Source organism: Microcoleus sp. B3-D7 (assembly GCF_036705305.1).
Classification (GTDB): Bacteria; Cyanobacteriota; Cyanobacteriia; order Cyanobacteriales; family Microcoleaceae; genus Microcoleus.
This window is the reverse complement of sequence record NZ_JAUBUE010000013.1, coordinates 82,239-105,176: the sequence shown is the minus strand read 5'-3', so window position 1 is coordinate 105,176 and position 22,938 is coordinate 82,239. Positions and strand designations below refer to the sequence as shown.

Here is a 22,938-nt window from a genome sequence, read left to right as displayed (position 1 = left end):
ATGAATTCAGAAATTCAAGCAAATGGTACAATTCTTATAGTTGATGACAATTCAGCCAACTTGGGTGTCTTATCTGATGCCTTAAGTCAGGAAGGATTTGAAGTTCGGGTCGCGAAATCTGGCAAAATGGCACTAGAGCGAGTCAAATATGCTCTCCCCGATCTAATCTTGCTAGATGTCATGATGCCAGAAATTGATGGATTTGAAACCTGTCGTCGATTACAGGCTAATCCAGAAACTAAACAGATTCCCGTTATATTTATGACGGCTCTCTCGGATACGGCTAATAAAGTTGAGGGGTTTAAGCTTGGGGCTGTAGATTATATTACCAAACCTTTCCAACAGGAGGAAGTATTAGCTCGCGTCAAACTGCATTTAAAGCTTCATGTTTTAACTGAGAAGTTAGAAGAAAAAAATACATTATTGGAGCAAAAAGTTTTAGAGGTTAGCCAAGCCTATGAAGATTTACAACAAATGCAACTTAAGTTAATCCAAAGCGAGAAAATGTCCGGCTTAGGGCAAATGGCGGCTGGGATTGCTCATGAAATAAACAACCCTATAAATTTCATTTCTGGCAATCTGGGTTATGCCCAAGAGTACGCTCATAACTTACTAAAAATAATACATCTCTATCAAGAAGATTATGTAAATCCCACCCCTCGGATTCAAGCAGCAATGGATGAAATAGAACTGGAATTTGTGGAAGAAGATTTTATCAAAGTTCTTAACTCTATAAACTTAGGAACGCAGCGCATCCAGGAAATTGTCAAGTCTATGCGAATCTTTTCTCGCCTAGATGAGGCAGACGTGAAAGCTGTAAATATTCATGAAGGAATTGATAGTACACTCACCATCCTGCATCATCGTTTAAAAGCAAAACCCGAGCATCCTGAGATTGAACTAATAAAAAACTACGGTCAGCTTCCACCAGTAGAATGCCATGCCGGACAATTAAATCAAGTGTTCATGAATATTCTTTCCAATGCCATTGATGCTTTAGATGAATCGAATCAGCAGCGTTCCTTTGCAGAAATCAAACAACACCCGAACCGCATTCAAATTTCTACAAAAGTAATTGACGATAATTGGGTTGCTATTCATATTAGTGACAACGGTCGGGGAGTTGCCGAAACTTTACAACCGAAACTATTTGACCCTTTTTTTACCACCAAACCTATCGGTAAAGGAACTGGGTTGGGGTTATCTATCAGTTACCAAATTATCGTTGAAAAGCATGGGGGCAGATTATACTGCCAGCCTGGATTAGGAAAGGGAATAGAATTCGTCATTGAAATTCCTATTCGGCAGCAAGCTTGTAAAGCTGCTTAGTTTTCCGGTGCAATATTTCTTACGAACTTTGGTTAATTCCTCGCTGACAGCGGGGACGACAAGGTGTTCCTGTGCAAATAAAGCCTGCAGGCATATTTTTAAAGACGCTGCTGCGAGCTCCGATTAAAGCGTTAGCACCGATTTCTACAGCAGGGCCAATGAAGCAGTCGGCGGCAATCCAAACGCCGTTATTAATGATCACAGGTGCTGTTATTAAGCCAAAGGCTGGGTCTTGAGGGTCATGAGTGCCGGTGCAGAGGTAGCTTTTTTGAGAAATGACGCAGTGTTTGCCGATCGCAATTCGATCGAGACTGTACAATACAACATCATCTCCGATCCAACTGTAGTCTCCGATGGCAATTTTCCAAGGATAGGTAAAACGAGCCGTGGGGCGAACGATCACACCCCGACCTATTTTCGCTCCAAATAACCGCAGCAACCCCCTTCTGATGCGATTAAAAGGGTGTGGAGTGAGAGGAAATGCGATCTCCTGGAGGAACCACCAAAGCAAAATTACCCAACTAGGCTTTCCTCGATCGAACTTTGATTGATCGTAGCGGCGCAAATCGACTAAAGATTCGCCTGTCAAAGTATTGGCGTGATTGTCGCTAATTTGGCGATCGTTTCTTCCCGAATTTGGGGAATTTGCGCTCAAATTTTCCGGATCTTGGTTCGGATTTGGTATATAATCGGTCATTGATAGTTAATTTAATGTTTAATTTAAAATCGAGTTTAACCTTAAGGGCTGCTGCATGACATTTCTAGTTAAGGAAAATTTTGACTCTGAAAACGCCAAGGATACCGCACAATGCGAGAATATAAATCCCAGCATTGGCAAAGTTCGACTTTTACAAACAGCTTTGGTACTGCTTAGCAGCTTTTTTGTAGCAGAGTTAATCGCCGCACTTAATTCTCATAGTTTGTCCCTATTAGCAGATGCGGGTCACGTTTTTTCAGATGTAGCAGCTTTAGCAATAACTTTGACAGCGACTTGGTACTCCTCAGCCAAACGCAAAAGTAAATCCGTAGATTGTACGATCGCACAATCGTCAATCCCTGAACGAGGAGAAATCATTGCTGCTTTAATTAATAGTATCAGTTTAGTCGCGATCGCCCTGTGGATTGCAGCAGAGTCGATCGCCCGTTTGCAGTCCCCAACTCCCGAAGTAGAAGGGCTGCCGATGTTAATTACCGCCATAGTCGGTTTAAGCATCAACTCGATTAATGCTTGTTGCTTGCATTCCTGCTGTCACGGCGACTTGAACCTCAAAAGCGCGTTTCTGCACGCAGTCGCCGACATTTTTTCGTCGGTTGGAGTAATTTTAGCGGCGATCGCCGTAGCGTGGCTGCACTGGAATTGGGCTGACGGCTTAATTAGCTTGCTAGTATCAGCATCAATTATTTTATTAACTCTACCATTGCTAATAGAAAGCATCCAATTGCTGCTGGGAAAAGTATCAGCAATATCCGCCAGTCAACAGCCTTGTGATTGCGAAAAAGTGAGCGCAGAAAAATTGCTTTTTCCATCCCTCGAAGAACTTATTAAATAAAAATGTCTCAAGCCACTCGGTATGGGCGGGCTGTCCTAATTCCCAATTCCCAACTACCAATTCCTAATTCCCACTTCCCCCATGCCTCCAAAATATTAAGGCAATTTCACTTCTGTCTCCTGACTTATAACTACTGGCGGCGACAGAGTAGGCTCAGGTTCTGCCACATTCAACTGACCGCCACAACAACGCAACTCGTAAAGTTTTGCATTAATTTGATACTCATATTGACTCAATAGCCTTGCATAAATATAGCCAGCTTTTCCATCTAAAAAGCCGAGCTGAATAAAGTAAAATAACATAAATCTGAGCAGTGGTTTAAAAGGCAGCCACACCCAAACTTTTTTTAGAAAGCGTTTCCGCTGCACTGCATCTCCAAATAGGTGAGCGCCAATAGTGCCGCTGTCGTCGCGCCCTTCAATAATATTGTAATAAACGCGAGCTTCCCAATTTGAATAGCGGTTGTGCCGTTCTATCCAGTGAAATAAATCGCGGTAATCCTCGTGGATCATGTCATTTTTTAAGTAGCCGACTTGACCAGCTAAAATGACGTGTTCGTGAACTTCGTTGTCGCCAGTATTGGGGACGGATTCAGTGCCGAGATTTTCGTAACGTCCTTTTTGATGCTTGAACAAACGCAAATTCCAGTCGGGATATCTGCCGCCGTAACGCAACCACTGGCCTAAAAAGAAGACTTTGCGGTTGAGGTAGTAGCCGTCAAAATTGGGATCTTCGATCGCCTGCGCGATTTCGTCCCAAAGTTCTGGGGGAATGCGCTCGTCGCAATCGACAATTAATACCCATTCGTTGCGAAAGGGCAGATTGTCTAAAGACCAATTTTTCTTTTTCGGCCAGCGGTTGTCGAAGTAAAACTGCACTACTTTTGCGCCGGTGCTGATGGCAATTTCTACCGTGCGATCGCTGCTTTGGGAATCAACCATGAAAACTTCATCCGCCCTAGCAATGCTGGCCAGACACGCTGGTAGATTAAGTTCTTCGTCTTTTGCCGGAATGAGAACTGAAACCGGAATCTTGGATGAACTAGATGTCATAATCGAGTGCTTGAACCTGAATGCGGTCGAGTTTTTGTAGATGAAGTGCGATCGGCACAGCCGCGCCGACGACTTGAGCAGCGAGGGATATTGCCTATAGCCTAATGCCTGCTGGTCGATTTCGGTGCAAAAATCAGGTCGCGGATGGCTGCGCTCAAATAACCGATTTGACCCCAGGCAAAAACGAAGTTTTCAAAGCGCAGCCCTGGATCTCTAATATATTTAAAAGACTTCCAGACACCCCTCAAGATTCTTTCACCCCCTCGCCCAAGCTGAGCAATACCGTCTTGATCGGACAATTGTTCGCGATAACACTCGCTGATGCCTTGCCACCACCCGCGCTCTAGAAACCAAGCTTTGTTGAGCCTTTCTGCTGCGACATGGTGAAGCACCAGGGCCTCCGGTAGATAAACTACTTGCCAACCTAACTCTAAAGCTAATTCTGTGGTTCGCAACTCTTCATTTGACAGCAACTTTTTGCCGACTCTACCGAGTTTGACATCGAAGCCGCCAATTTGTTCGAGAAAAGCGCGCCGGATTGAGTAGTTTACTCCCCTGGGAGTCAAACCGGCAGCAGTGACGTACAGGCAAGTATCGCCTAAATCGTATGCTCCCAAGTTCTGGGCTAATCCCGGTGACAGCCATTCGGGCGGGCTGACTCCAGAAGGCCAGAGCAAATTGACTTTGCCACCAGCTACGGCGAGTTTTTGATTGCTTTGATAAGCCGCCTGCAGCACCCTGAGCCAATTCGGCTCAGCAATAGCGTCGTCGTCGAGATAAGCTAATATTTCGCTGCGAGCTTGCTTAGCGCCGGTGTTCCGGGCTACTGACAGACCGATTTCGGGTTCCCAGACGTACTTGAGGCGCCGATCGCCCTGTCTTGCTTCTACCACCTCGCGGGTGCGCGAAGTGGAACTTTCGGGGCTTGCATAATCGCTAGAAGCGTTATCCACTACTACTACTTCAAAGTTGTCGGGAAAATCCTGTACCAGCAAGCTGTCGATCGCCCCACCTAAATAGGCGGCGCGATTGTGGGTGCAAATAATCGCTGATATCTGAGGACGATCTGGCATAAATAACAGCTTGGGAAATACGGGGGTTCTCGCTCGACTTACTCTGATATTGTCTCATCAATGCTATTATCGCTTAAAAAGCATTTGGTAGTTGGTCGTTTAAATCATAATGGGTAATGGGTAATGGGTAATGAGTAATTGGTAATGGATAATTGTGTTTAATCCTTTGTATGTGACTCCTGACTAATGACTGCTGACTAATGACTAATGAGTAACTCAGAACCCACCACATCGAGACAATTAATCTTAGTAACTGGGCCGGCCCGAAGCGGCAAAAGTGAATGGGCCGAAACTCTGGCGGCGGGTTCGGGAAAACAAGTAATCTATGTGGCTACCGGCCAGGTTGATGAAACGGATTTGGAGTGGCTTCGTCGCCTCGATCAGCACCGAAATCGCCGTCCAGTTGATTGGACAACTCTAGAAGTGCCCATCGAATTATCGGCAGTTGTGCGCGCCAGCAAGCCCTCAGATTGCTTGTTGATTGATTCCCTGGGAACTTGGACGGCAAATCTTTTGGAACAAGAAGCTGCTGTTTGGGCGACTACGCAGCAAGATTTGCTAGCTAGTTTGAAGTCGGCGGCGGCTGATGTAATTTTGGTAGGGGAAGAAACCGGATGGGGTGTTGTGCCTGCTTATCCGGCGGGGCGGCTGTTTCGCGATCGCCTCGGCACTCTCGTGCGCCACATCGGGGCGATCGCCGATACTGTTTATCTCGCCACCGGAGGTTACGCCTTGGATCTAAGGGTTCTGGGTACCCCGCTGCCGCCCGTAGCGAAAAATTAACAGCCGGAGTCGCGATCGACAAGAGAGAAAACATCTCGGTTTGCCGATGGACAATTTTAACTGAAAATTAGGTAGAATTTTAACTAAGATTGAAAACTCAAGAGTCACATAAATTAGTCAAAAAACCTACTCCCTAGGGGGAACCGCCCAACAATTTGACATGAGGAATAGCCAAATTTTGAAATTATGTAAAAGCTAAAATGTCTCTTAAGAAAGAGTGTTCATTTCAAATTAAAAGTCTAAACTAATCAATTAGTTGAAGGGTTGACTAAAAGTTATGGCATCAGATGGTGAAGTAAGAAAATATATTGCTTACTGGTTTCAGTTAGGCAAAAAAGTATTAATTCGCAACGGTTCCGAAGCGCTGCTGCCCAAATCGGTAAATGCGGGCGATCGCTACAGCCAGGAATTTGAAGACTGCTGGCAAAAAATCATCTCCCGCGACAGCGGAGACTGTTACCTCGAAGGCACAAACGAAACAATTGCCCAACTGCTGACACCAGCTTGGGAAATCAGTGGCTGCGCGCGCTGCGCTATGCCCGTAGTGTTCAAACAAACCGGAATGCCCCCGGAGTTCTGTCCCTGTAACGACTTACCGAACTGGCCCGATACCGAAATGCCCCAACCTCGATCGCCCGTCAGCAGCCAATCGCAACTATCAGGGATTCGCGATCGACTCCAAAGATCCAGCAGCGGCGAGTAAGTATATAAGAAGGAAGAAGGGTCTTCTTCCTTAAATTGTTACAATATATTTACAATGCTTCACACTAGGTCTGATTTATGAATGTCAAGACAGTATCGCCAGCCTCCCCGCAAACTTATGTAAATTCAGGGACTCAGGCTGTACTCGGCAATTTCCCAGATGCAAATACAATTCCCCTGCAAGCAGTACCAGTATCACTAGAGACAGAGGTCGTAACGGGCGATCGGCTCAAATCAGCCAGAGACATAGCTTTCGAGTTGGCCGGAGATGCTGTTCGGTACGATCCAGTGGCGATCGCAGCCCTATACCGAAATCGACCTCTACAAGTCTGGGGAAGGCTGTCGAGCGTTGTTTGGACATTTTTTAGCTTTGCCTTCAGTGTGTGGTTCGACGGCAAAACAGGCCGTACCGCCACCAACCAAAAGCGTCGCGCCGTCCGACTGCGAGAAATTCTGGCCCAACTCGGCCCAGCTTTCATCAAAATCGGACAAGCACTCTCAACACGGCCCGACTTAGTACCACCAGTATATTTAGAAGAACTAACAACGCTGCAAGACCAACTGCCAGCATTTCCGAACGAAGTAGCATATCAATTCATCCAAGAAGAATTGGGCGCCCACCCCAAAGACATCTACGCAGAAATCAGCCCCGATCCGATCGCAGCAGCATCTCTCGGACAAGTCTACAAAGGCAAACTCAAAACCGGAGAAACAGTCGCAATCAAAGTCCAGCGACCGGGTTTAGCCGAAAACATCGGCTTAGATATCTACATCCTGCGGCGCGTTGCAGTTTGGGCACAAAACAACTTCAAAGTAATTCGCAGTGACCTCGCCAGCATTATGGACGAGTTGGGTGAGCGCATTTACGAAGAAATGGACTACACCCACGAAGGACAAAATGCCGAACGGTTTGCCAAACTCTACGGCCACATCAAAGACATTTATGTTCCCAGCATCTACTGGGAATATACCCGCCGCCGCGTCTTAACAATGGAGTGGATCACCGGCATCAAACTCACGAATTTAGAAGCCGTTAAAGCTCAAGGAATCGATGCTCCTTACTTAATTGAAGTGGGTGTGCAGTGTTCTCTCAGACAACTTCTCGAACACGGTTTCTTTCACGCCGACCCGCATCCCGGCAACCTTTTGGCAACTCCTGACGGTCAATTGGCTTATCTCGATTTCGGGATGATGAGCGAAGTTAAACCTTATCAGCGATACGGCTTGTTGGAAGCTGTGGTGCATTTGGTGAACCGCGACTTTGAAGGTTTAGCAAAAGATTACGTGAAGTTGGAGTTTTTAACGCCTGACACTGATTTAACCCCCATTATTCCAGCTTTGGCGGGCGTATTTAACAATGCTTTGGGTGCTAGCGTTGCCGAACTTAATTTCAAAAGCATTACTGACGAGCTTTCGGCGGTAATGTACGAATATCCTTTCCGGGTTCCAGCTTACTATGCTTTGATTATTCGCTCGCTCGTCACCTTAGAAGGCATTGCCATCAACGTTGACCCCGAATTCAAAGTGTTGAGCAAAGCTTATCCTTACGTTGCAAAACGGCTGTTGAGCGACCCCGCACCGGAACTGAGAGCATCCCTGCAAGATTTGCTGTTCAAACAAGGCGAATTCCGCTGGAACCGCTTAGAAAACTTGCTCAACAATGCCCGCGAGAGCGAGGATTACGATGTGAGCAAAATCTTGAACCAAGCTTTAGAATATTTATTTTCCGAAAGAGGAGATTTCATTCGCGATCGTATTGTCCTGGAATTAGTCAAGAGTCTCGACACACTTTCCAGCAACGCCTTTGCTAACGCCAAATCTGTAGTCGGCGAATGGTTTGGAGTCAAGGCAAATCAACCTGTGGTTTCACAAACCGAACAAAAAAACTTAGAACACATCAAGCGAATTTGGGAGATTTTGCAATCAACTCCCGGTTTTGACACGATGAAAGTATTGCAGCTACTTCCGCAGTTGTTGGTGAAACCGGAAGTGCAGAACATGGGGCAGAAAGTAGTCGGCGGTTTAGCTCAAAGAGCAGTTGCTAGGTTAATTCGCGAATTTTTGCTTTCGTCCGAACCCGCTGCGATTCCTGAGAATGGAAGCTATCCTAAAACTTCGCCTCAGTTGTCTTTACCTGCTGCAAAGTAGTGTGATTGGGCGTTTTTTTTACCGCAGATATTAGCAGATCAACACAGATGAACGCAGATGAAATTTTGTCTGCGTTCTTTTAATTAAGCTTGAATCCTTTAGCGGCTAATTGCTGGCTGAGACTCTGAATCATTACGTAATCAACAGTATTTTCGCCACTATTGGTACTAGATTTCCGCTGTTGTTCAATATATGCTGTACGCTTTTGAGATAAGTCGCGAATTGTCTTTTTAATCGCCTCTCTTTCGGTTTTCTTTCCAGCTACATATGCTCTTTTTTCTGTTAGCGTCATCCCTCGCATGATTTCTGGTAAATTATCATCTGATATTGCCTCTAGTTTAACTGTTCCGTTTTCGAGAGCATCCAGCAAGTCCCAAGAAGCATTATCATAGTATTCAGAAGCTTTGGACGCACTACGCGAAGCAAAATTGGCGCCAGAATTACTATCTTCAACAGCCTGACGTTGTTGTCCTATTCTTCCTTCTCTACCGTAGGGAATGTAGGTTTGATTGAGTTTAGTATTCCAAATAGAAATTTCGTCGTCGTAAGGCGACTTAATTACCACAGTTTGTTGGTTTTGATTAATGTTGAAGCTACTGCCTTTTGCTAACTCTGCTCCTGATGCCCAAAGTTGTCGCTCCTGACTTTCGGCTGAACCACAGTAAATTGTATTAACGAGGGTATCTCCTTTGACAGCGAGATTGACAGATTGATTCCAAACTATTGGGCCTTGATCGAATGGTTCATTACCCGCAATAAAAATCACGCGAAAATCTTCCTGATTTTTACTCCAGTTTAATTCTTGCATTGCCGAACGAATTACCCAGCCAGCATATTCTTGACCGCCGTTGGTTTTGATACTAAATAGCTTTTCGGAAACTAAATCTAATTCAGGAGTAAATCCAGTTAATAATCTGACAAAACCTTCCGAGGAAGGTAAGCTGTCATTACCATAATGGTAAAGGGCAACTTCTAACTCTGGAACTTCGCCATCTTTGGTTACTTTAGTTAAAAAATTAACAATTTGCCAAAGTTGAGTACGAGTCTGGTCAATCAGTCCATCCATGCTATTACTAGAATCTAAAAGGATGGCTATCTGAATTTTTGCTTTGGCGAAAGCTGCTGTGGGAGAACACAAGATAGTTAGGGTTAAAGCTGTAGTGAATAAAATTCTAGTTAGTTTCTGCATGGAATTTCCCCTACAAAATATTTTTTCCAATTATAGTCACTGGAAATAGATTTATTCACTGTTGTCAAGTTACTTGTAACAACATTTTACATTTGTGATTAATTCTGTACAGGATTTACGCACTCCAACGAAAGAAACCGGGTTTTTAACCTTGGTGTGGACGGCAAGTTCTAGCAGTTTTGTTAATACTGCATCAGGAGTTTTATACTTTTCTAAGTGAACGCGGTTTAGGGAAACAACTACTTGTACGTGGTGGTGTTTTGGGGGTGTTAATTGATACTCGTTCATCGGTTTTTCCTTTTATTCCTCACAAGAGTAATAGGGTTTTCCGGTTACATATTATTAGGGGTTAGAGTTGCTTTTAAGAAAATAAAACAAATTTACTGAATTAACGGCAATGCTAATCCTGCTTGTCCGTGGGCTATCATAGAGGGAGTCACAGAAAAGCGTAGCGAGCGGGAGTCAATATATGCAGGCAATCCTTTTAAGTCGCGAAGAAGTTGCACGACGTGCAAAGCAATTGTACGAAAGCAACATCCGCCAAAAGGTCGAGGTGGAAGAGAACATCGGCAAAATGGTCATTATCGACATTGAAACAGGTGATTATGAAGTCGATAAAACTGGATTGCAAGCATCTCGTAACCTTAGTAAGAAGCACCCAAACGCCCGACTCTTTGGTATTCGCATTGGATATAACGTTGCAGTCTCATTTGGTGGTGTCATGGAGCGTGTCTGCAAGTGATTTCTGGGATTGTGACCAATAGACACGCAACTATAACGCGGACTTTCTTGCTACCGAATGGCTCAAGCATACCTATTGAGTTCGTAATAGATACAGGCTTCACTGGGGAATTGTGTCTTCCTCTAGAAGCTGTTTCATTGATGGGCTTAACCTTTAGACACGACATTCCCGCAAATTTGGCAGATAATACTGAAATCTTGCTACCACTTCACGAAGCGATCGTCCTTTGGGATGGTGAAGAGCGAGAAGTCCTAGTCATTGCGACACGAAGGCGACCTTTACTTGGAACTGCCTTGCTGAATGAGCAAGAACTTGTTATTCAGTTTACAGAAGGCGGGTTGGTGACGATCGATGATTTATAGCTGTCCTCAAGGTTGCAAGTAGGCGCGATCGAAGCTATCCCGTTCGCGCAGCGTTCCCGAAAGGTAGAGGATCGCTTTTTCTTCTAGCTCGACAATTTACCATTTACAAGTTTTTACAAAATTATGTCACTTTTTCTCCCCGATAGGGCGATCGGGGTGGTTTATTTTTTGAATTAAAACAGACAACAAGCTGAAGATCTGCTACCATCAAATCAGCGAATTGGAGATTGTTATGACACTGGCAATTGTGGCTGAGCCTGTTCCACTGCAAGCGAATTCGGAAAGAGTATTCTACTGTAGCTGCGGGACAATTATAAGTTATGCGGTTAGTTTATCTGTTGTGGTGCAGTCGAAAGCTCACTTGTAAATTCCGCGGTATGAAGTTGCCACCAAATTTTTGTGGATACGAAAAATTATCTATGAATTGCGATTATCAGCCGAGTTTTATAGCTATGGTCGCTCGTATAGTGTAAAGTGTGGTGTGTTCTTGTATGAATAGAAATTCAAATCAAAAAATTAATCAAGATGAGCGATTGAGTAGCAATTCGGGCCTTTCCTCTGCTTTGAGAAAAAAATACTCGATTACTATCATTATCTTAATCATATTAAGCGTACTCAGCATTTATATTAAATCGGATAAAGTTAACAGCAATATTTGGAGTTTTTCAGTTGAATTAAAGGTTACATCGGTAACTTTAGTTCTTCTCTTTCTTTTCTGGCTTCCTATTTTACTTCCTTGGATTATTTATCAGGTTCCGCAAGTGCAAGGTTCTTTAAATTGGTTACGTGAACAAGGCATTGAGGAAATTGAGAGTAATCTACTGAGAATTAAACTAAAATACGGTGTTCAAGAAGCATCAGAAAAATACGAAGAAAAAATATCTGATATTGGGGCTATAAATCTAACATCTCAGGAAACGCAGCAGCAGCTTGAGGGACGCTATCGAGAGGCCATAGCTTTAGTTGATGCTGCAAGCGATATAGATTCAACGGAAGCATTGAAGCGGATAGATCAATTGGCTGGCTATTACGATAGGGTTAGAGATGAAATGCCCTTTGGACCTAACCGCACAAAATTAATGCTCGAAATTTCCTCAACAATGTGGACTTTAATTCCTAAAGTTATAAATTTTCCTGTTTATGAAAGATTAAATAGCAACAAGGGGGGAGAGCGTTTGTCTGCTTACCAGCACGTTGAGTGGAACACATCAACTGATTATATAAATTTGTTAGTTTCTAGAGCAGTTGGTATTATGGAGGTCCCCTACACTCAATACAGTGCTTTATTGTCACTAAGAAGAGTGGTAACAAACAATCAATTTGCTCCCAGTAAATCAGCAGAAATCATAGATATTTTGAACTGGTCAGCAAATCTTGATTATATGAAGCCAGAGCGCCGAAAATTAATGATTGAAATTGCTTCCCTACTAAAAACAAAGGCATAAAGCCTCCTATTTCCGCCGCATAACAACTCGCTTGCACTCGACCGAATTAACTTCATCGGGTTAGGCACGAAAGGTTATTGGCAGCCGCTAAACAGCAACGTTAGACCGATAGGTTATCTGTCAGGGGGCAATCGAAAATTGTCGTTGGAGTGCGATTTCCGGAGTGGGTTTGCATCACTGTTTAATGGGCGCTCGCAAAGTTACTTGTGAAAATCCTGAGCCAATCTATCACACTAATTGGTAGAATAAATAGATGCTAGCGATCGCCCCAATGCGACAATCTAACACCTCCAATACTTTCACCAATCCTCAAACGAAGAGACGATCGAATGCCATTAGCTGAACTCATGTTATAAATCCAGGAGCTTCCCAAAATTGACAAGCTTCGGCTGATGCAGTTTCTTGCAACAGAACTTGTCAAAGAAGAGGATGCAAACTTCTTTGTTGCTAACCAAGAGTATGCTGCCCGATCCCCCTACAATTGATCTGAGGCGGCCAATGTTTTAATGAATATTCTGGTTACAAAACAACAATAACAGAAGGGTTGAAGCTCAGAAATTATCCTACAAAATTACTGCAAAAAACAAGATTTCTTCAACAAATCTGATTTTTAATCTATTCGATCGCCCTCAACAAAACCTACAATTACTACCAGGTCTAAATGCCAGTCAAATCGCTATTTGCTAGTGGATTGCTGGGACTTTCAGCCGGAGTAATTAAGAGGCTGTTGTCATTGGCAGAGGTATTAGCAGTTGGGGAAATTGCACTATTAACTTTCGTGCCGTTCAAAGGAATAATTGGCTGAGTTTGAGCGCTGGTTAGAGAACTCAACAAGCTGTTTTAGTCGTAGATGAGGATGTCATCATCGGTTTCGCTAAAGGCCATCATGCTTGGGATTGCACCGCCATTTAGCAAGATATCGTCGGGGATAGTATTGGCAGAATTTACTGTCAAACTACCTGGATTAGCTGCTGCTGTTGACTGTTGTAAGCTGAGATTTGCGGGCGCGGGAGTCGTGTTATTTGGCTGACTAACAGCAAAAATGGCAAAAAACCCGGTTTCTTTGGTTTGGATGCGTGCAGGACTATAGGATTTAAGGGCGATCGACCTTACAGCCTTAAGGATGTCGCCACTTTAGCGCTGATGACGCAGTTTTGTCGCAATTTGCGATCGCAGCCAATTAAAGCTGAAGCGCTCAAAAAAGCTCAACTGGCAATGATCCACAAACAACTTTTAGTTAAAAACGGTCAATTGCGGGGAACTCAAGGCGCGATCGACCTTACTCAATCGGCACAAGTACCAAATGCAGATTTCTCACACCCGAAGTTTTGGGCCGGATTCACAATAATTGGCAGTCCTTGGTAAATTAATTGGAGATTTTATATTCACCAGTGGTAAGGTGTAAGGCTAGACGCACCCTACATTGACTGGCGGCATTTTGCAAAAAGTAAATGTATCCCTGACGACTATCTTTTTATGTCATAAATTTGCTATGAATAGCAAAACTAAACACTAGTGGGGCAAAACCTGTGGCCAAGTTTGATAAAATATTCAATTCAGAAGACAAATCCGAAGCAAGCTTAACTTTAGAAGAATCCGTAGCAGCGGTAGCACTTGTCGCAGCGGAGGCAAATTCCCCTGACACCGATGCTGATATCTTAGAAAGCATACTTTGGGAATCAGAAATATTTGTTGAATACTCGGAAGATGATATGTCAGCCATGTTTCAAAGACTCGCCGGTATTGTTGCCCAAGACGGTTTAGGAGCATTATTTAATACTGCTTGGGAATCCATGCCAGATGAGTTAGTGTTGGATACTTTTGCAATAACTGCAGCAATGTTTGTTGCAGATGGCGAAATATCCCAGAAGCACGAGGCTTTCCTCCAAGAATTCCAGCAAGCATTAGGTGTGGAAGACGAGGAAGCTGCGGAAATTATTGAGGATGTAATTGCTGCTTACTCGGAAGTAGAAGGCGGAGAGTCTGATTTCGATGCGGCATGGTACGTGTCTCCTGAAGGCAATTTTAGCGTTCCCGTTCCAGTTGACGATCAACGAGGCGGTAAAATTGATGATCAAGAAGGCTGTGTCGCATTTTCAGACGACTTTGGCGTTTTGCTGAAAATTGATTATTTCCCTGTTGCTGGTGAAGTTGAAGAAACAATCGACTCGGTTGGCGAGGAAGCTTATCTCAAGTCTTTTCTCGACAATTTTGTTTCTCAGGCAATTCTTGCTAATGTTCCCAATTCTAAGTTACTCCACGCCGAATATTTAGAAGATGAAGAAGCTTATTTCGTGGTTTTAGATTTGCCTGGGGGTGCAACTCTCAGCGTGCAGAAAAACGAGGGCCCTCTGACTCGGTTGGATGCTTACCGGGGACTTATGGCTTTTATTGCTGACGATTTTTGCTACACGGTAAGCTGTCAGCGAATTTATCAGGAGGGGGATGAATTGGGTTCCCTGGAGTCTGAAGTTGAGGGAATTATGAACAAGATTTTTGAGTTTATTGAGACAATCGAATTCGGGGCTATCGAATAAAGATGATTTGTTTAGACGGGCTAAAAACCTGGTTTCTTTCTAGATGTCTCGCTGCTCAACCCTATATTTTCAGAGAAACCGGGTTTTTTTGCCAACCATTCTCAGGATATGACATCGTGTCCAGTTGATCGACCAAAATCCAACTGGTGGGTAGTGAAGACTTGAGTTTTCATTACTTGTCCGATCGCGCTTATTTTACCGCACTGCTAGATATTAGAGGTTTTTTACCATAAAAGAGTGCTATCGAGAACAGGGTTTTTTGACCCATTCTCGATCGCACTTCCAGATACATTCAGTCAACCACAGTCGAGAGACAGCAGCAATTAGCCGCCATTTTCGACTAATTAGTAGTCTGAGCTTCCACCAATCTTTGCTTGAGTTCTTCCAGAGCACTCGCCCAGCGCGGATCTGGCTGCACCGAGCCGGAATCAGCGCTCGACACCGTTGTTGCTGACTGATTGCGACGAGACTTGTTGTTGTCACCCCGACGGCGATTGCTTTTGCTGGAACCGCCTCCACCTTGGGTAGGAGGAGCCGAAGCCGAGCGCTGCTGTTGCTGCGGCGCAGGCACAGGCATAGGCACAGACGCGGATGCCGACACCAATTGCGGTGACTGCGGCGACTGCTGCTGATCGTCTTCGCCTTTTTCAGATTTACCCTTAGAGCGGGGCAATGCCTTCTCTATTTTCAGCGGGTTTTCTTTGAACATCAAGCCGTTGTATTTCTCAATAACTTGGTCGGCTTGTTCGTCGGTTAGCACCGTCACAAAACCGAAGCCTCTGCATTTACCAGTTTTGCGGTCTGTAATTACCTTTGTGGTAACAGATTCGCCCTCCGGTGCAAAAACTTCTTGCAATTCTTGGCGATCGAGTTCCTTGGGTAGATTGCCAACATAAAGACGAATAGACATGAAAAATTCCTCCCGACTTGGATTTTAATTAATTTGCTCGAACAGAATTACCTGAAGTCAACTGAATATTGACTTCAGGCAAACACCACATAACCCGAGAATTGGCGCATTCCTCCCACCAACCTTGACAGCTCCCCCCACCTTTTAGAACAAAAAGATGATTTACTCTGATAAGGCCGGAACTTAACCGCCGATGCAGAGAGCTTTTAAATCTCAGGTTGTTGTGTAAACTTTTAGTCATCACTCAAATGTTTAGGCTATTGGCTATTCTGTATTACTTGCTTCCGGTTTTGATTCAGAATGTTTATAGCCAGCGCCGTCTCGAAATTTATGTCCAAGGATGTCAATTGCAAGCGATCGGAATGCCAGTATTCAGTTTAATACAGTGATGGATAAAATGGCTAACATTTTTTCAGCCAGTAATCTTACCTCGATCCTAATCTCGCTCCTAATGCTGAGAACTACTCACTTACCCGGTATCCCTTAAATCGGGCCCGGCAGAGTCCGAGCATTCTTTAAAGGTATCACAGCCTTGGTAACAGAGCTAGTTATTTAGGAAGATTTCAGTCTGAATTTAACGGAAACCACATCTCAATCACTTTTGAGAATTCATCCCGCACAGCAAAAATTGCGGTCGAAAAAAAACAGCCGACAAGCGGCTGGCTGTACTTGCTGTGTTGGGATGTTGACAATTTTTACGCAATGCCTTATCGATTTTAGCCAAGTGAAGTTATCGCGCTATTTGGTTCAATCCAATTCATGTAAACTAATGTAACAGAGTGCTGGCAAAAAAGCAACTTTTCTTTATGACGGAAGAAGGAAGAAGACTGTAGGCCTTAGTGACCACTTACGCCTCAAACCCCTGAGAAATCTCGCTTTTACCTAAGTCTAGATCCCCCTAAATCCCCCTTAATAAGGGGGACTTTGAGCATATTTCTTGTTCCCCCCTTATTAAGGGGGGCTAGGGAGGATCGAACCCTAATCGTCAAACAGCAGACTGGTACTACGTTTGACGTTAAGTTGACACTAATAAACTGTAGGGTGCGCGCACGGAGAACATCGTTAGCGAAGCCCTGGTAGAATATCGCCCCTCCGCTGTTTAACTCAAAACCGATCGAGGCAGCGCGTTGTTGGCGACTCGCGCGGCAATCCGATCGCTATTCCTCACCTTGGGCCTTGGATAATGATGTATGCGCCCCAAAAAGCAGCAGCAAAAGCCAAAATCGCAGACCAAATCGGATGTCCGCTGTCACTAACCCTCCCTCCTTGACTGCGGAGACTTTCAAGGTCGATCGCCACAGTAGCACCCCGGCGCAGCCAACCAGTCGCCACAACAGATGTTCCGATCAAATCGCTAGGGCGAGTAGTCTCTTTGAACAAAAATGGCCACAAAGAGCCAATGTAGCCAAACCTCGAAACATAGTGCAACCTCACCAAACCCGTCGCCGTTTGCAAAATCAAATCTTGTCCCAGCCAATTATTCATACCCGATCGACCCAAAAGTTGCCCTTCCAGCCGCACCGGTTCAGCATCCAGCGGCAAACTCTCGGGATTTGACAAAATTTCCGGCAAACTCGGCGAAGCGGTTTCTCGGGGTATAATATCCGGGAAGAAATAATTGATCCGCATCAAAGTACCGATGCTAAATCCGATCGGCAAACAGCCCCAAAGAATCGATCGATCGCCCCAAAGCCAATCCAACTGCCAGATACTCGTCCTCGAAAAAATCCAGCCAATCAGCCAAAGCACCCCGACTATCGCCAAACTCATCGGAATTCCAAAAAACGGTGCACCCTGTAAAAATAGTTTTGAATCTTTAAATTCGAGTATTGACTTAAACAGAGACAATTTTCCTTTCCTGGGTTGTTCTTGGACTCCCGCGTTTGCCAAATCTAACTCTGTCTCCAGTTGCCAAAATTGAGCATAGAGGGCCAACAGCTTCAAACGCTCTCCCAGCAAAGGATGCGCGCGGTTAACCGTCAACCAGTTGCGCTCCCGATTGCTGACATCCCACAGCAAAATCTGTTCTAGCGGCGCGTGTAATGCAGCAGAACCAAGGCTTACAGCTTGTCCAACGCCTACAGGTAACAATAGATCGAAACTTTCGAGGAAAAAGCTAGTTTGTTTTTGCTGTTCGATATTATCAGCAATGCCGATCGCAATTTTAGCCAGGGCCCGCGTCAAACCGTTAGGATTGCCCGTAATTTCTGCAGCAGTGCGATCGCTAAAATACACTCTGCGGCGCGACAGCCACAACATCGGCCAGCGCAACAACTTATAAATCCCATAACTCGTAGCAGAAATTGCAGCGGCCACAAATTTGACAGCAGAACGCAAAAACTCGATCGTCATTAAATCACACAACCGCTCTTGCCAGTGCGCCACTTGCCAATAAATCAAGTAAGGAATCTGAATCACCAGCAGCGCCAGGGACATCAGCGCAAAATCCCAGTGAGAGATATGGCCCAACTCCCGCGCGAAAATAGTAGCAATTTCATCATCCGTCAACTGTTCCAACAGCCCGCGACTCACAGCAATCCGAGCAAAACGGGGCAAACAGCCGTAACTGAAAGCTACAGGAACATTCAGCGGCAAGAGTTTCAACACCGGCACCGGCATATTTTGCTTGGTACAATAACTTCGCAGTACCCGACTAGCTTCCTTGCTGTGCTTCGATAAAACTGACCCGCGCAGAGTTTCTACGCCGCAAAACAGTTTCAGCAGCGCGTCTATCAGCCAGGGAGACGAGGCCAAAAGCAATCCAAAAACCATCTGAACAAACGGAGTTGGATCGCGGTAAAAAAGCTGAATCGGCGCGAAAATAGGCAGTCTAGTGAATATGTAAAGCTGAACCAATAGAGAATTAGTGTTTGTCAGCAGGAATTGCAGGATAAACCGGGCTAGGAAAAATAGGGCGATCGCACTTGCAACGGCTTGCAGCCGAAATTCCAGCAGCTTCAGGGGTTTGAGGGGGCGCGGGCTTTTCGCGCGCCCTGCTTCGCGCCAAGTGAGTTGGTAAGTATCTGGGCTGGCGACTCCGGGGATATCTGTTGGGGAACCGGAACTATTTTCGCCACTAATGTCTGTATTGGGTGCGGTTTCGGTCGAGTTTTCCGGTTCAGAAGTCGGGCGTGTGGGGGGTGGAGGTGGCGGGTAAATCGGTTGCGATTTAGCGTTGTCTGGCGCGGCAGTCGGCTCTAAAGGTAAAAATCCTGTTTTTTTATCGGCGGTCGGTCGATCGCCCCCAATCGATTTTTTCGGCGATTTTGTTCCTGCATCAAAGGCGACAAAGCCTGTTTCGGGGGGAGTTTCTGCGGATTTTGGTTTATTTTCCGGTGGTTTTGGGGGGCGAGGGGGGGTTAATTCTTTTAAAGCGCGATCGGCCCAAGTTTTGACTTGAGAGTTGGGACTTTTGGCGAGGGAAGAGCACAGGGCGATCGCCTCTTTGACATTACCGGTTGCTTTGTACGCAGCCACTAACCCCATCTGCGCGCGGATTCCCGACGGCTGATTAGCTGCGGTTTGGGTAACGGATTCTAAAAGGGCGATCGCGGTGGGGTAATCCTGCTGTTTCAAAGCTGCTAGCCCAGCCTCTAGAGACTGTTTTGCAGATGAATCCGCCGGATTTGGATTAGTGGGAGGTGCCATGACTGTGCTTTCGCTAGCGTCCTTTCTAAGATAGCTTGGGTGGTCGATCGATAGCTGTTCTAACACAGCTCTATTTCTCTGTCACCATTTGTTGCAGTTTATTCGGCGGTTGAAACCGCTTAATAGTAAAACTTTCGGCCACTCCCAGCGGACGATCGCAGCGATCGGGCAGGAGTTTAAACCCTTGCCTCAAAGCTAAAGTCTTCGCTATGAAGACTGAAGATTTATGATAAATCCGGGTTAAATACTTCCTCGATCTCTTAGTCTATTAGAGAGAAACTAAAGTTTGTGGAGACGAGATTTCAATCACCGAGCCCATCTAATTTTTGTTTATAATTAAATTAACACCTCACCCATACATTTATGCCAATTGACGACGAAGATTTTGAAAGCGAATCTATTAGCGGCGATCGCAAACTGGAACTTTTTACCGACAGATACGAATTTACCCGCCGATTTGCCTTTTATTTAAACGAAGACCCCGCGCGCCAACAAATTTTGTATTTTTACGGAGATGGAGGCAACGGCAAGTCTTTGCTGCTACAACACTTGCAGTTTCACTGCTGCAAAAGATTTTCGCCGCAGGTGTGGAAACAATTGCACGACATCCCAGAATCACAAGCCGCCCAAGTTGCTGATTTTGTCCGCTATGCTGAACCTAAAACCTATACTCCCATACCCGCCGTCAGACACGATTTCGGATTGATAGCGATTAAAGAAGATAAACCGCAAGATAGATTTTACGGCTTGCTGATGCTGCGCCGAAATCTGGCAGCAGCCACTAAGAAATATAAATTTAAATTTCCAAATTATGACTTTGCTTGCTTTTGGTATTTGCTGAACAAAGGCGAATCACAGGCAACTCTCAACCAACTTTTCCCCGATGATGTGGCGGAATTGGTGGTACCTATAATTGAAACTTTTGCAGATTTTCCGGTGGTGGCGCAAGCTGTAGCGGTGCTCAAAGGGATAGATAAATTGGGCGGGATTAAGCGGGCGATGAAATTAATTCAAAATCGCTTGGGCGTCAGCGATGAAAAGGCGGAGGAAATTCGCCGTCTAGATATTGATACTGAGTTAACCGACTATTTGCCGAAATTGTTTGCTGGGGATTTGAATGCGGCAATGGCTGGCAAAAATAAACCCGATCGCCTCGTGATGCTGTTCGATACTCACGAGAAAATGTGGGATGAAAAACGCAATTCTCAAGGCGCAACTTTTTGGTATCAAGATGAGTGGTTTCGGCGGTTGTTGAGGGCCTTGGATTACAAATTGGGGATTGTAGTTGTTGTGGCGGGGCGAGAGTGTCCGGTGACGCAATTGCGGTGGCCGAATGCGTCAAGGTTTCCGATTCCCGCAGATTATATAGATGCACAATTGGTGTGGCATTTATCGCCGGATGATGCGAGGGATTACTTGCACAAAGTGAAGATTGACAAGGCAGATTTGGCAGATGCTGTAATTAAATATGCCAGCCTCAATCCCGACGATCCTTGGGATAATTTGCAGGTACATCCGTTTTATTTGGGTTTGTGCGCGGATGCGGTGCTGGCAGAAAGAAGGCGGGGAATTGAGTTGATGTCGTCGGATTTTGCGCGGATTCCGAAGTTGGAAAACAAGACTGCGGAATTAACAGATCGGTTGCTGAGTTATGTCGATCGCGAAGTGCGATCGGCCGTGCATTCGCTGAGTGCTGGTCGCGCTTTTGATGAGGATTTGTACGTAAAATTGGGGTCTGGTTGCCACTTCCATGCAAGCAGTGCAAATTTTGAGATGTTGACGGGTTTTTCCTTTGTGTGGAAATCGCAGAAGCGGGGGGATAACTGGTATCGGATTCACGATTTATTGCGGCGTTTGGATGCCGAGCGGGACGATCCGAAAACTCGCAAAGCTCATGAAATTTTAGAGCGGCATTACCGAGAAGTGGGGAATGTGGCGGAGGCAATTTTTCATGCTAATCGCTTGGATTGGCAGCGGGGTGTAGAAGAATGGAAAGAGGTGTTTGATGAAGCTTTGGAAAAAAGTCGCTATGGGGAATGCAAGTCGCTACTGGAAGTTAGAGATGAGTTGTGGATTAAAAGTGATTATTGGCTTGGTAGAGTTTCGCGATCGGAGGGAGATTACTATGCTCAGTTTGCTCGATATGTAGAGGCAAAACAAGAATATTTAGAGGCAGTTGCAGCCTATAATTCTGCTTTACTTATTGCACCGGATGATATCAATGCTCTCAACAACAAAGGGAATGCGCTGCAAAGTCTGGGTAAATTGCAAGCAAAGCTAAGTGAATTTGAGGCAGCAAAACAGTCTTACTTTGAGGCGCTCGCAGCCTATAATTCTGGTTTACTTATTGCACCGGATTTTATCAATGCTCTCGCCAGCAAAGGGATTGCGCTACTACGTCTGGGTAAATTGCAAGCAGAGCTTAGTGAATTTGAGGCAGCAAAACAGTCTTACTTTGAGGCGATCGCAGCCTGTAATTCTGCTTTACTTATTGCACCGGATTTTATCTGTGCTCTCAACAGCAAAGGGATTGCGCTACTACGTCTGGGTAATTTGCAAGCAATCCTAAGTGAATTTGAGGCCGCAAAACAGTCTTACTTTGAAGCGCTCGCTGCCTGTAATTCTGCTTTACTTATTGCACCGGATGATATCGCTGCTCTCAAAAACAAAGGGAATGCGCTGCGAAGTCTGGGTGAATTACAAGCAATCCTAAGTGAATTTGAGGCGGCAAAACAGTCTTACTTTGAAGCGCTCGCTGCCTGTAATTCTGCTTTACTTATTGCACCGGATGATATCGCTGCTCTCCACAACAAAGGGAATGCGCTGCAAAGTCTGGGTGAATTGCAAGCCAAGCTAAGTGAATTTGAGGCGGCAAAACAGTCTTACTTTGAAGCAATCGCTCCCTTGAATTCTGTTTTACTTATTGCACCGGATGATCTCGGTGTTCTCAACAACAAAGGGAAGGCGCTGTTAAGCCTGGGTGAATTGCAAGCACAGCTAAGTGAATTTGAGGTGGCAAAACAGTCTTGCTTTGAGGCGCTCGCTGCCTTGAATTCTGTTTTACTTATTGCACCGGATTATATCGCTGCTCTCACCAACAAAGGAAATGCGCTGCGATGTCTGGGTGATTTGCAAGAAAAATTATCTGAGACACAGGAAGCACTCAAGAATTGGCAAGAGGCGCTGGAAATGTTTAATCGCTCTTTAGCCATTGCTCCTAATCGCGATTCTGTTCGCAGTGGCCGCGATGTGCTGCAAGAATTTCTCAATAATTTGGGTGACGATACTGTCAGCAGTTACCTCGATCGCAAGGAGTAAAGACGCGGCATTAAAAAGGAGGACGTGTCCAGTTAACTTAAACCGAAAGGCCGCCAGGGAATGAATTCCACGGGGCTTTTAGCAAAAGTCCTCGCGATGAGGACTAATGAATTCTTCAGTCCTCATCGCGAGGACTTTTGCTTTGAGGCA

General features: G+C 45.1%; 21 protein-coding genes. 12 read left to right on the top strand and 9 right to left on the bottom strand.

What is annotated here, in order from left to right:
• Positions 1–1,329 (top strand): response regulator, encoded by a 1,329-nt coding sequence (locus QUB25_RS12260; RefSeq protein ID WP_333059642.1) that lies wholly within the window; start codon positions 1–3, stop codon positions 1,327–1,329.
• A gap of 19 nt (positions 1,330–1,348) precedes the next feature.
• On the opposite strand, the gene hpsU is transcribed toward QUB25_RS12260, so the two are convergent.
• A complete protein-coding gene (hpsU, locus tag QUB25_RS12255; protein WP_333183516.1) occupies positions 1,349–2,026 on the bottom strand; it encodes a hormogonium polysaccharide biosynthesis acetyltransferase HpsU in 678 nt (225 codons plus the stop codon).
• Positions 2,027–2,081: 55 nt separating this feature from the next.
• Here hpsU and QUB25_RS12250 point away from each other — a divergent pair, with 55 nt between their 5' ends.
• A complete protein-coding gene (locus tag QUB25_RS12250) occupies positions 2,082–2,879 on the top strand; it encodes a cation diffusion facilitator family transporter (protein WP_333059640.1) in 798 nt (265 codons plus the stop codon).
• 95 nt (positions 2,880–2,974) lie between these two features.
• Here the strand turns inward: QUB25_RS12250 and QUB25_RS12245 are convergent, their stop codons facing one another.
• Positions 2,975–3,931, bottom strand: coding sequence for a glycosyltransferase family 2 protein (locus tag QUB25_RS12245; protein ID WP_333183514.1), 957 nt, complete (start codon positions 3,929–3,931; stop codon positions 2,975–2,977).
• A gap of 101 nt (positions 3,932–4,032) precedes the next feature.
• Complete coding sequence (locus QUB25_RS12240) at positions 4,033–5,004, bottom strand: glycosyltransferase (RefSeq protein ID WP_333059638.1); 972 nt, start codon at positions 5,002–5,004, stop codon at positions 4,033–4,035.
• Positions 5,005–5,211: 207 nt separating this feature from the next.
• On the opposite strand from QUB25_RS12240, the gene cobU reads away from it, so the two are divergent.
• The 3 genes from cobU to QUB25_RS12225 all read left to right on the top strand — a co-directional run bounded on the left by cobU (position 5,212) and on the right by QUB25_RS12225 (position 8,637).
• Positions 5,212–5,787 (top strand): bifunctional adenosylcobinamide kinase/adenosylcobinamide-phosphate guanylyltransferase, encoded by a 576-nt coding sequence (gene cobU, locus QUB25_RS12235; protein WP_333059637.1) that lies wholly within the window; start codon positions 5,212–5,214, stop codon positions 5,785–5,787.
• 277 nt (positions 5,788–6,064) lie between these two features.
• Positions 6,065–6,490: a hypothetical protein gene (locus QUB25_RS12230; RefSeq protein WP_333183512.1), complete on the top strand. Its 426-nt coding sequence runs from the start codon at positions 6,065–6,067 to the stop codon at positions 6,488–6,490.
• A 77-nt stretch (positions 6,491–6,567) separates the two neighbouring features.
• Positions 6,568–8,637 (top strand): AarF/ABC1/UbiB kinase family protein, encoded by a 2,070-nt coding sequence (locus QUB25_RS12225; protein WP_333183511.1) that lies wholly within the window; start codon positions 6,568–6,570, stop codon positions 8,635–8,637.
• Between the two features lie 79 nt (positions 8,638–8,716).
• On the opposite strand, the gene QUB25_RS12220 is transcribed toward QUB25_RS12225, so the two are convergent.
• Positions 8,717–9,826 carry a hypothetical protein gene (locus tag QUB25_RS12220; RefSeq protein WP_333183510.1) on the bottom strand — a complete coding sequence of 370 codons (1,110 nt, stop codon included), beginning with the start codon at positions 9,824–9,826 and terminating at the stop codon, positions 8,717–8,719.
• 69 nt (positions 9,827–9,895) lie between these two features.
• Entirely contained in the window at positions 9,896–10,114 is a 219-nt protein-coding gene (locus QUB25_RS12215; RefSeq protein WP_333183509.1) for a hypothetical protein, read from the bottom strand.
• A gap of 181 nt (positions 10,115–10,295) precedes the next feature.
• Here QUB25_RS12215 and QUB25_RS12210 point away from each other — a divergent pair, with 181 nt between their 5' ends.
• The 4 genes from QUB25_RS12210 (at position 10,296) to QUB25_RS12195 (ending at position 12,375) form a co-directional block, all read left to right on the top strand.
• Entirely contained in the window at positions 10,296–10,568 is a 273-nt protein-coding gene (locus QUB25_RS12210) for a hypothetical protein (RefSeq protein ID WP_333183508.1), read from the top strand.
• Between the two features lie 11 nt (positions 10,569–10,579).
• Positions 10,580–10,930: a clan AA aspartic protease gene (locus QUB25_RS12205; protein WP_333183507.1), complete on the top strand. Its 351-nt coding sequence runs from the start codon at positions 10,580–10,582 to the stop codon at positions 10,928–10,930.
• A gap of 232 nt (positions 10,931–11,162) precedes the next feature.
• Positions 11,163–11,297 carry a hypothetical protein gene (locus QUB25_RS12200; protein ID WP_333059629.1) on the top strand — a complete coding sequence of 45 codons (135 nt, stop codon included), beginning with the start codon at positions 11,163–11,165 and terminating at the stop codon, positions 11,295–11,297.
• 124 nt (positions 11,298–11,421) lie between these two features.
• The gene (locus QUB25_RS12195) at positions 11,422–12,375 is read left to right on the top strand and encodes a hypothetical protein (protein ID WP_333059628.1); all 954 of its coding nucleotides are present in this window, start codon (positions 11,422–11,424) and stop codon (positions 12,373–12,375) included.
• A 657-nt stretch (positions 12,376–13,032) separates the two neighbouring features.
• On the opposite strand, the gene QUB25_RS12190 is transcribed toward QUB25_RS12195, so the two are convergent.
• Positions 13,033–13,206: a hypothetical protein gene (locus tag QUB25_RS12190; RefSeq protein ID WP_333183506.1), complete on the bottom strand. Its 174-nt coding sequence runs from the start codon at positions 13,204–13,206 to the stop codon at positions 13,033–13,035.
• 237 nt (positions 13,207–13,443) lie between these two features.
• On the opposite strand from QUB25_RS12190, the gene QUB25_RS12185 reads away from it, so the two are divergent.
• Entirely contained in the window at positions 13,444–13,740 is a 297-nt protein-coding gene (locus tag QUB25_RS12185) for a CHAT domain-containing protein (protein ID WP_333183505.1), read from the top strand.
• A gap of 164 nt (positions 13,741–13,904) precedes the next feature.
• Positions 13,905–14,912 carry a tellurite resistance TerB family protein gene (locus QUB25_RS12180; protein ID WP_333183504.1) on the top strand — a complete coding sequence of 336 codons (1,008 nt, stop codon included), beginning with the start codon at positions 13,905–13,907 and terminating at the stop codon, positions 14,910–14,912.
• A 340-nt stretch (positions 14,913–15,252) separates the two neighbouring features.
• Here the strand turns inward: QUB25_RS12180 and QUB25_RS12175 are convergent, their stop codons facing one another.
• The 3 genes from QUB25_RS12175 to QUB25_RS12165 form a co-directional block, all read right to left on the bottom strand.
• A complete protein-coding gene (locus tag QUB25_RS12175) occupies positions 15,253–15,822 on the bottom strand; it encodes an RNA recognition motif domain-containing protein (RefSeq protein WP_006633606.1) in 570 nt (189 codons plus the stop codon).
• Between the two features lie 1,164 nt (positions 15,823–16,986).
• Positions 16,987–19,536 carry a zinc metalloprotease HtpX gene (locus QUB25_RS12170; protein WP_333183503.1) on the bottom strand — a complete coding sequence of 850 codons (2,550 nt, stop codon included), beginning with the start codon at positions 19,534–19,536 and terminating at the stop codon, positions 16,987–16,989.
• 4 nt (positions 19,537–19,540) lie between these two features.
• Positions 19,541–19,663, bottom strand: a complete 123-nt coding sequence (locus tag QUB25_RS12165) for a hypothetical protein (protein WP_333183502.1) — start codon at positions 19,661–19,663, stop codon at positions 19,541–19,543.
• A gap of 170 nt (positions 19,664–19,833) precedes the next feature.
• Here QUB25_RS12165 and QUB25_RS12160 point away from each other — a divergent pair, with 170 nt between their 5' ends.
• A complete protein-coding gene (locus QUB25_RS12160) occupies positions 19,834–22,788 on the top strand; it encodes a hypothetical protein (protein ID WP_333183501.1) in 2,955 nt (984 codons plus the stop codon).
• The last annotated feature ends 150 nt before the right edge of the window (positions 22,789–22,938 follow it).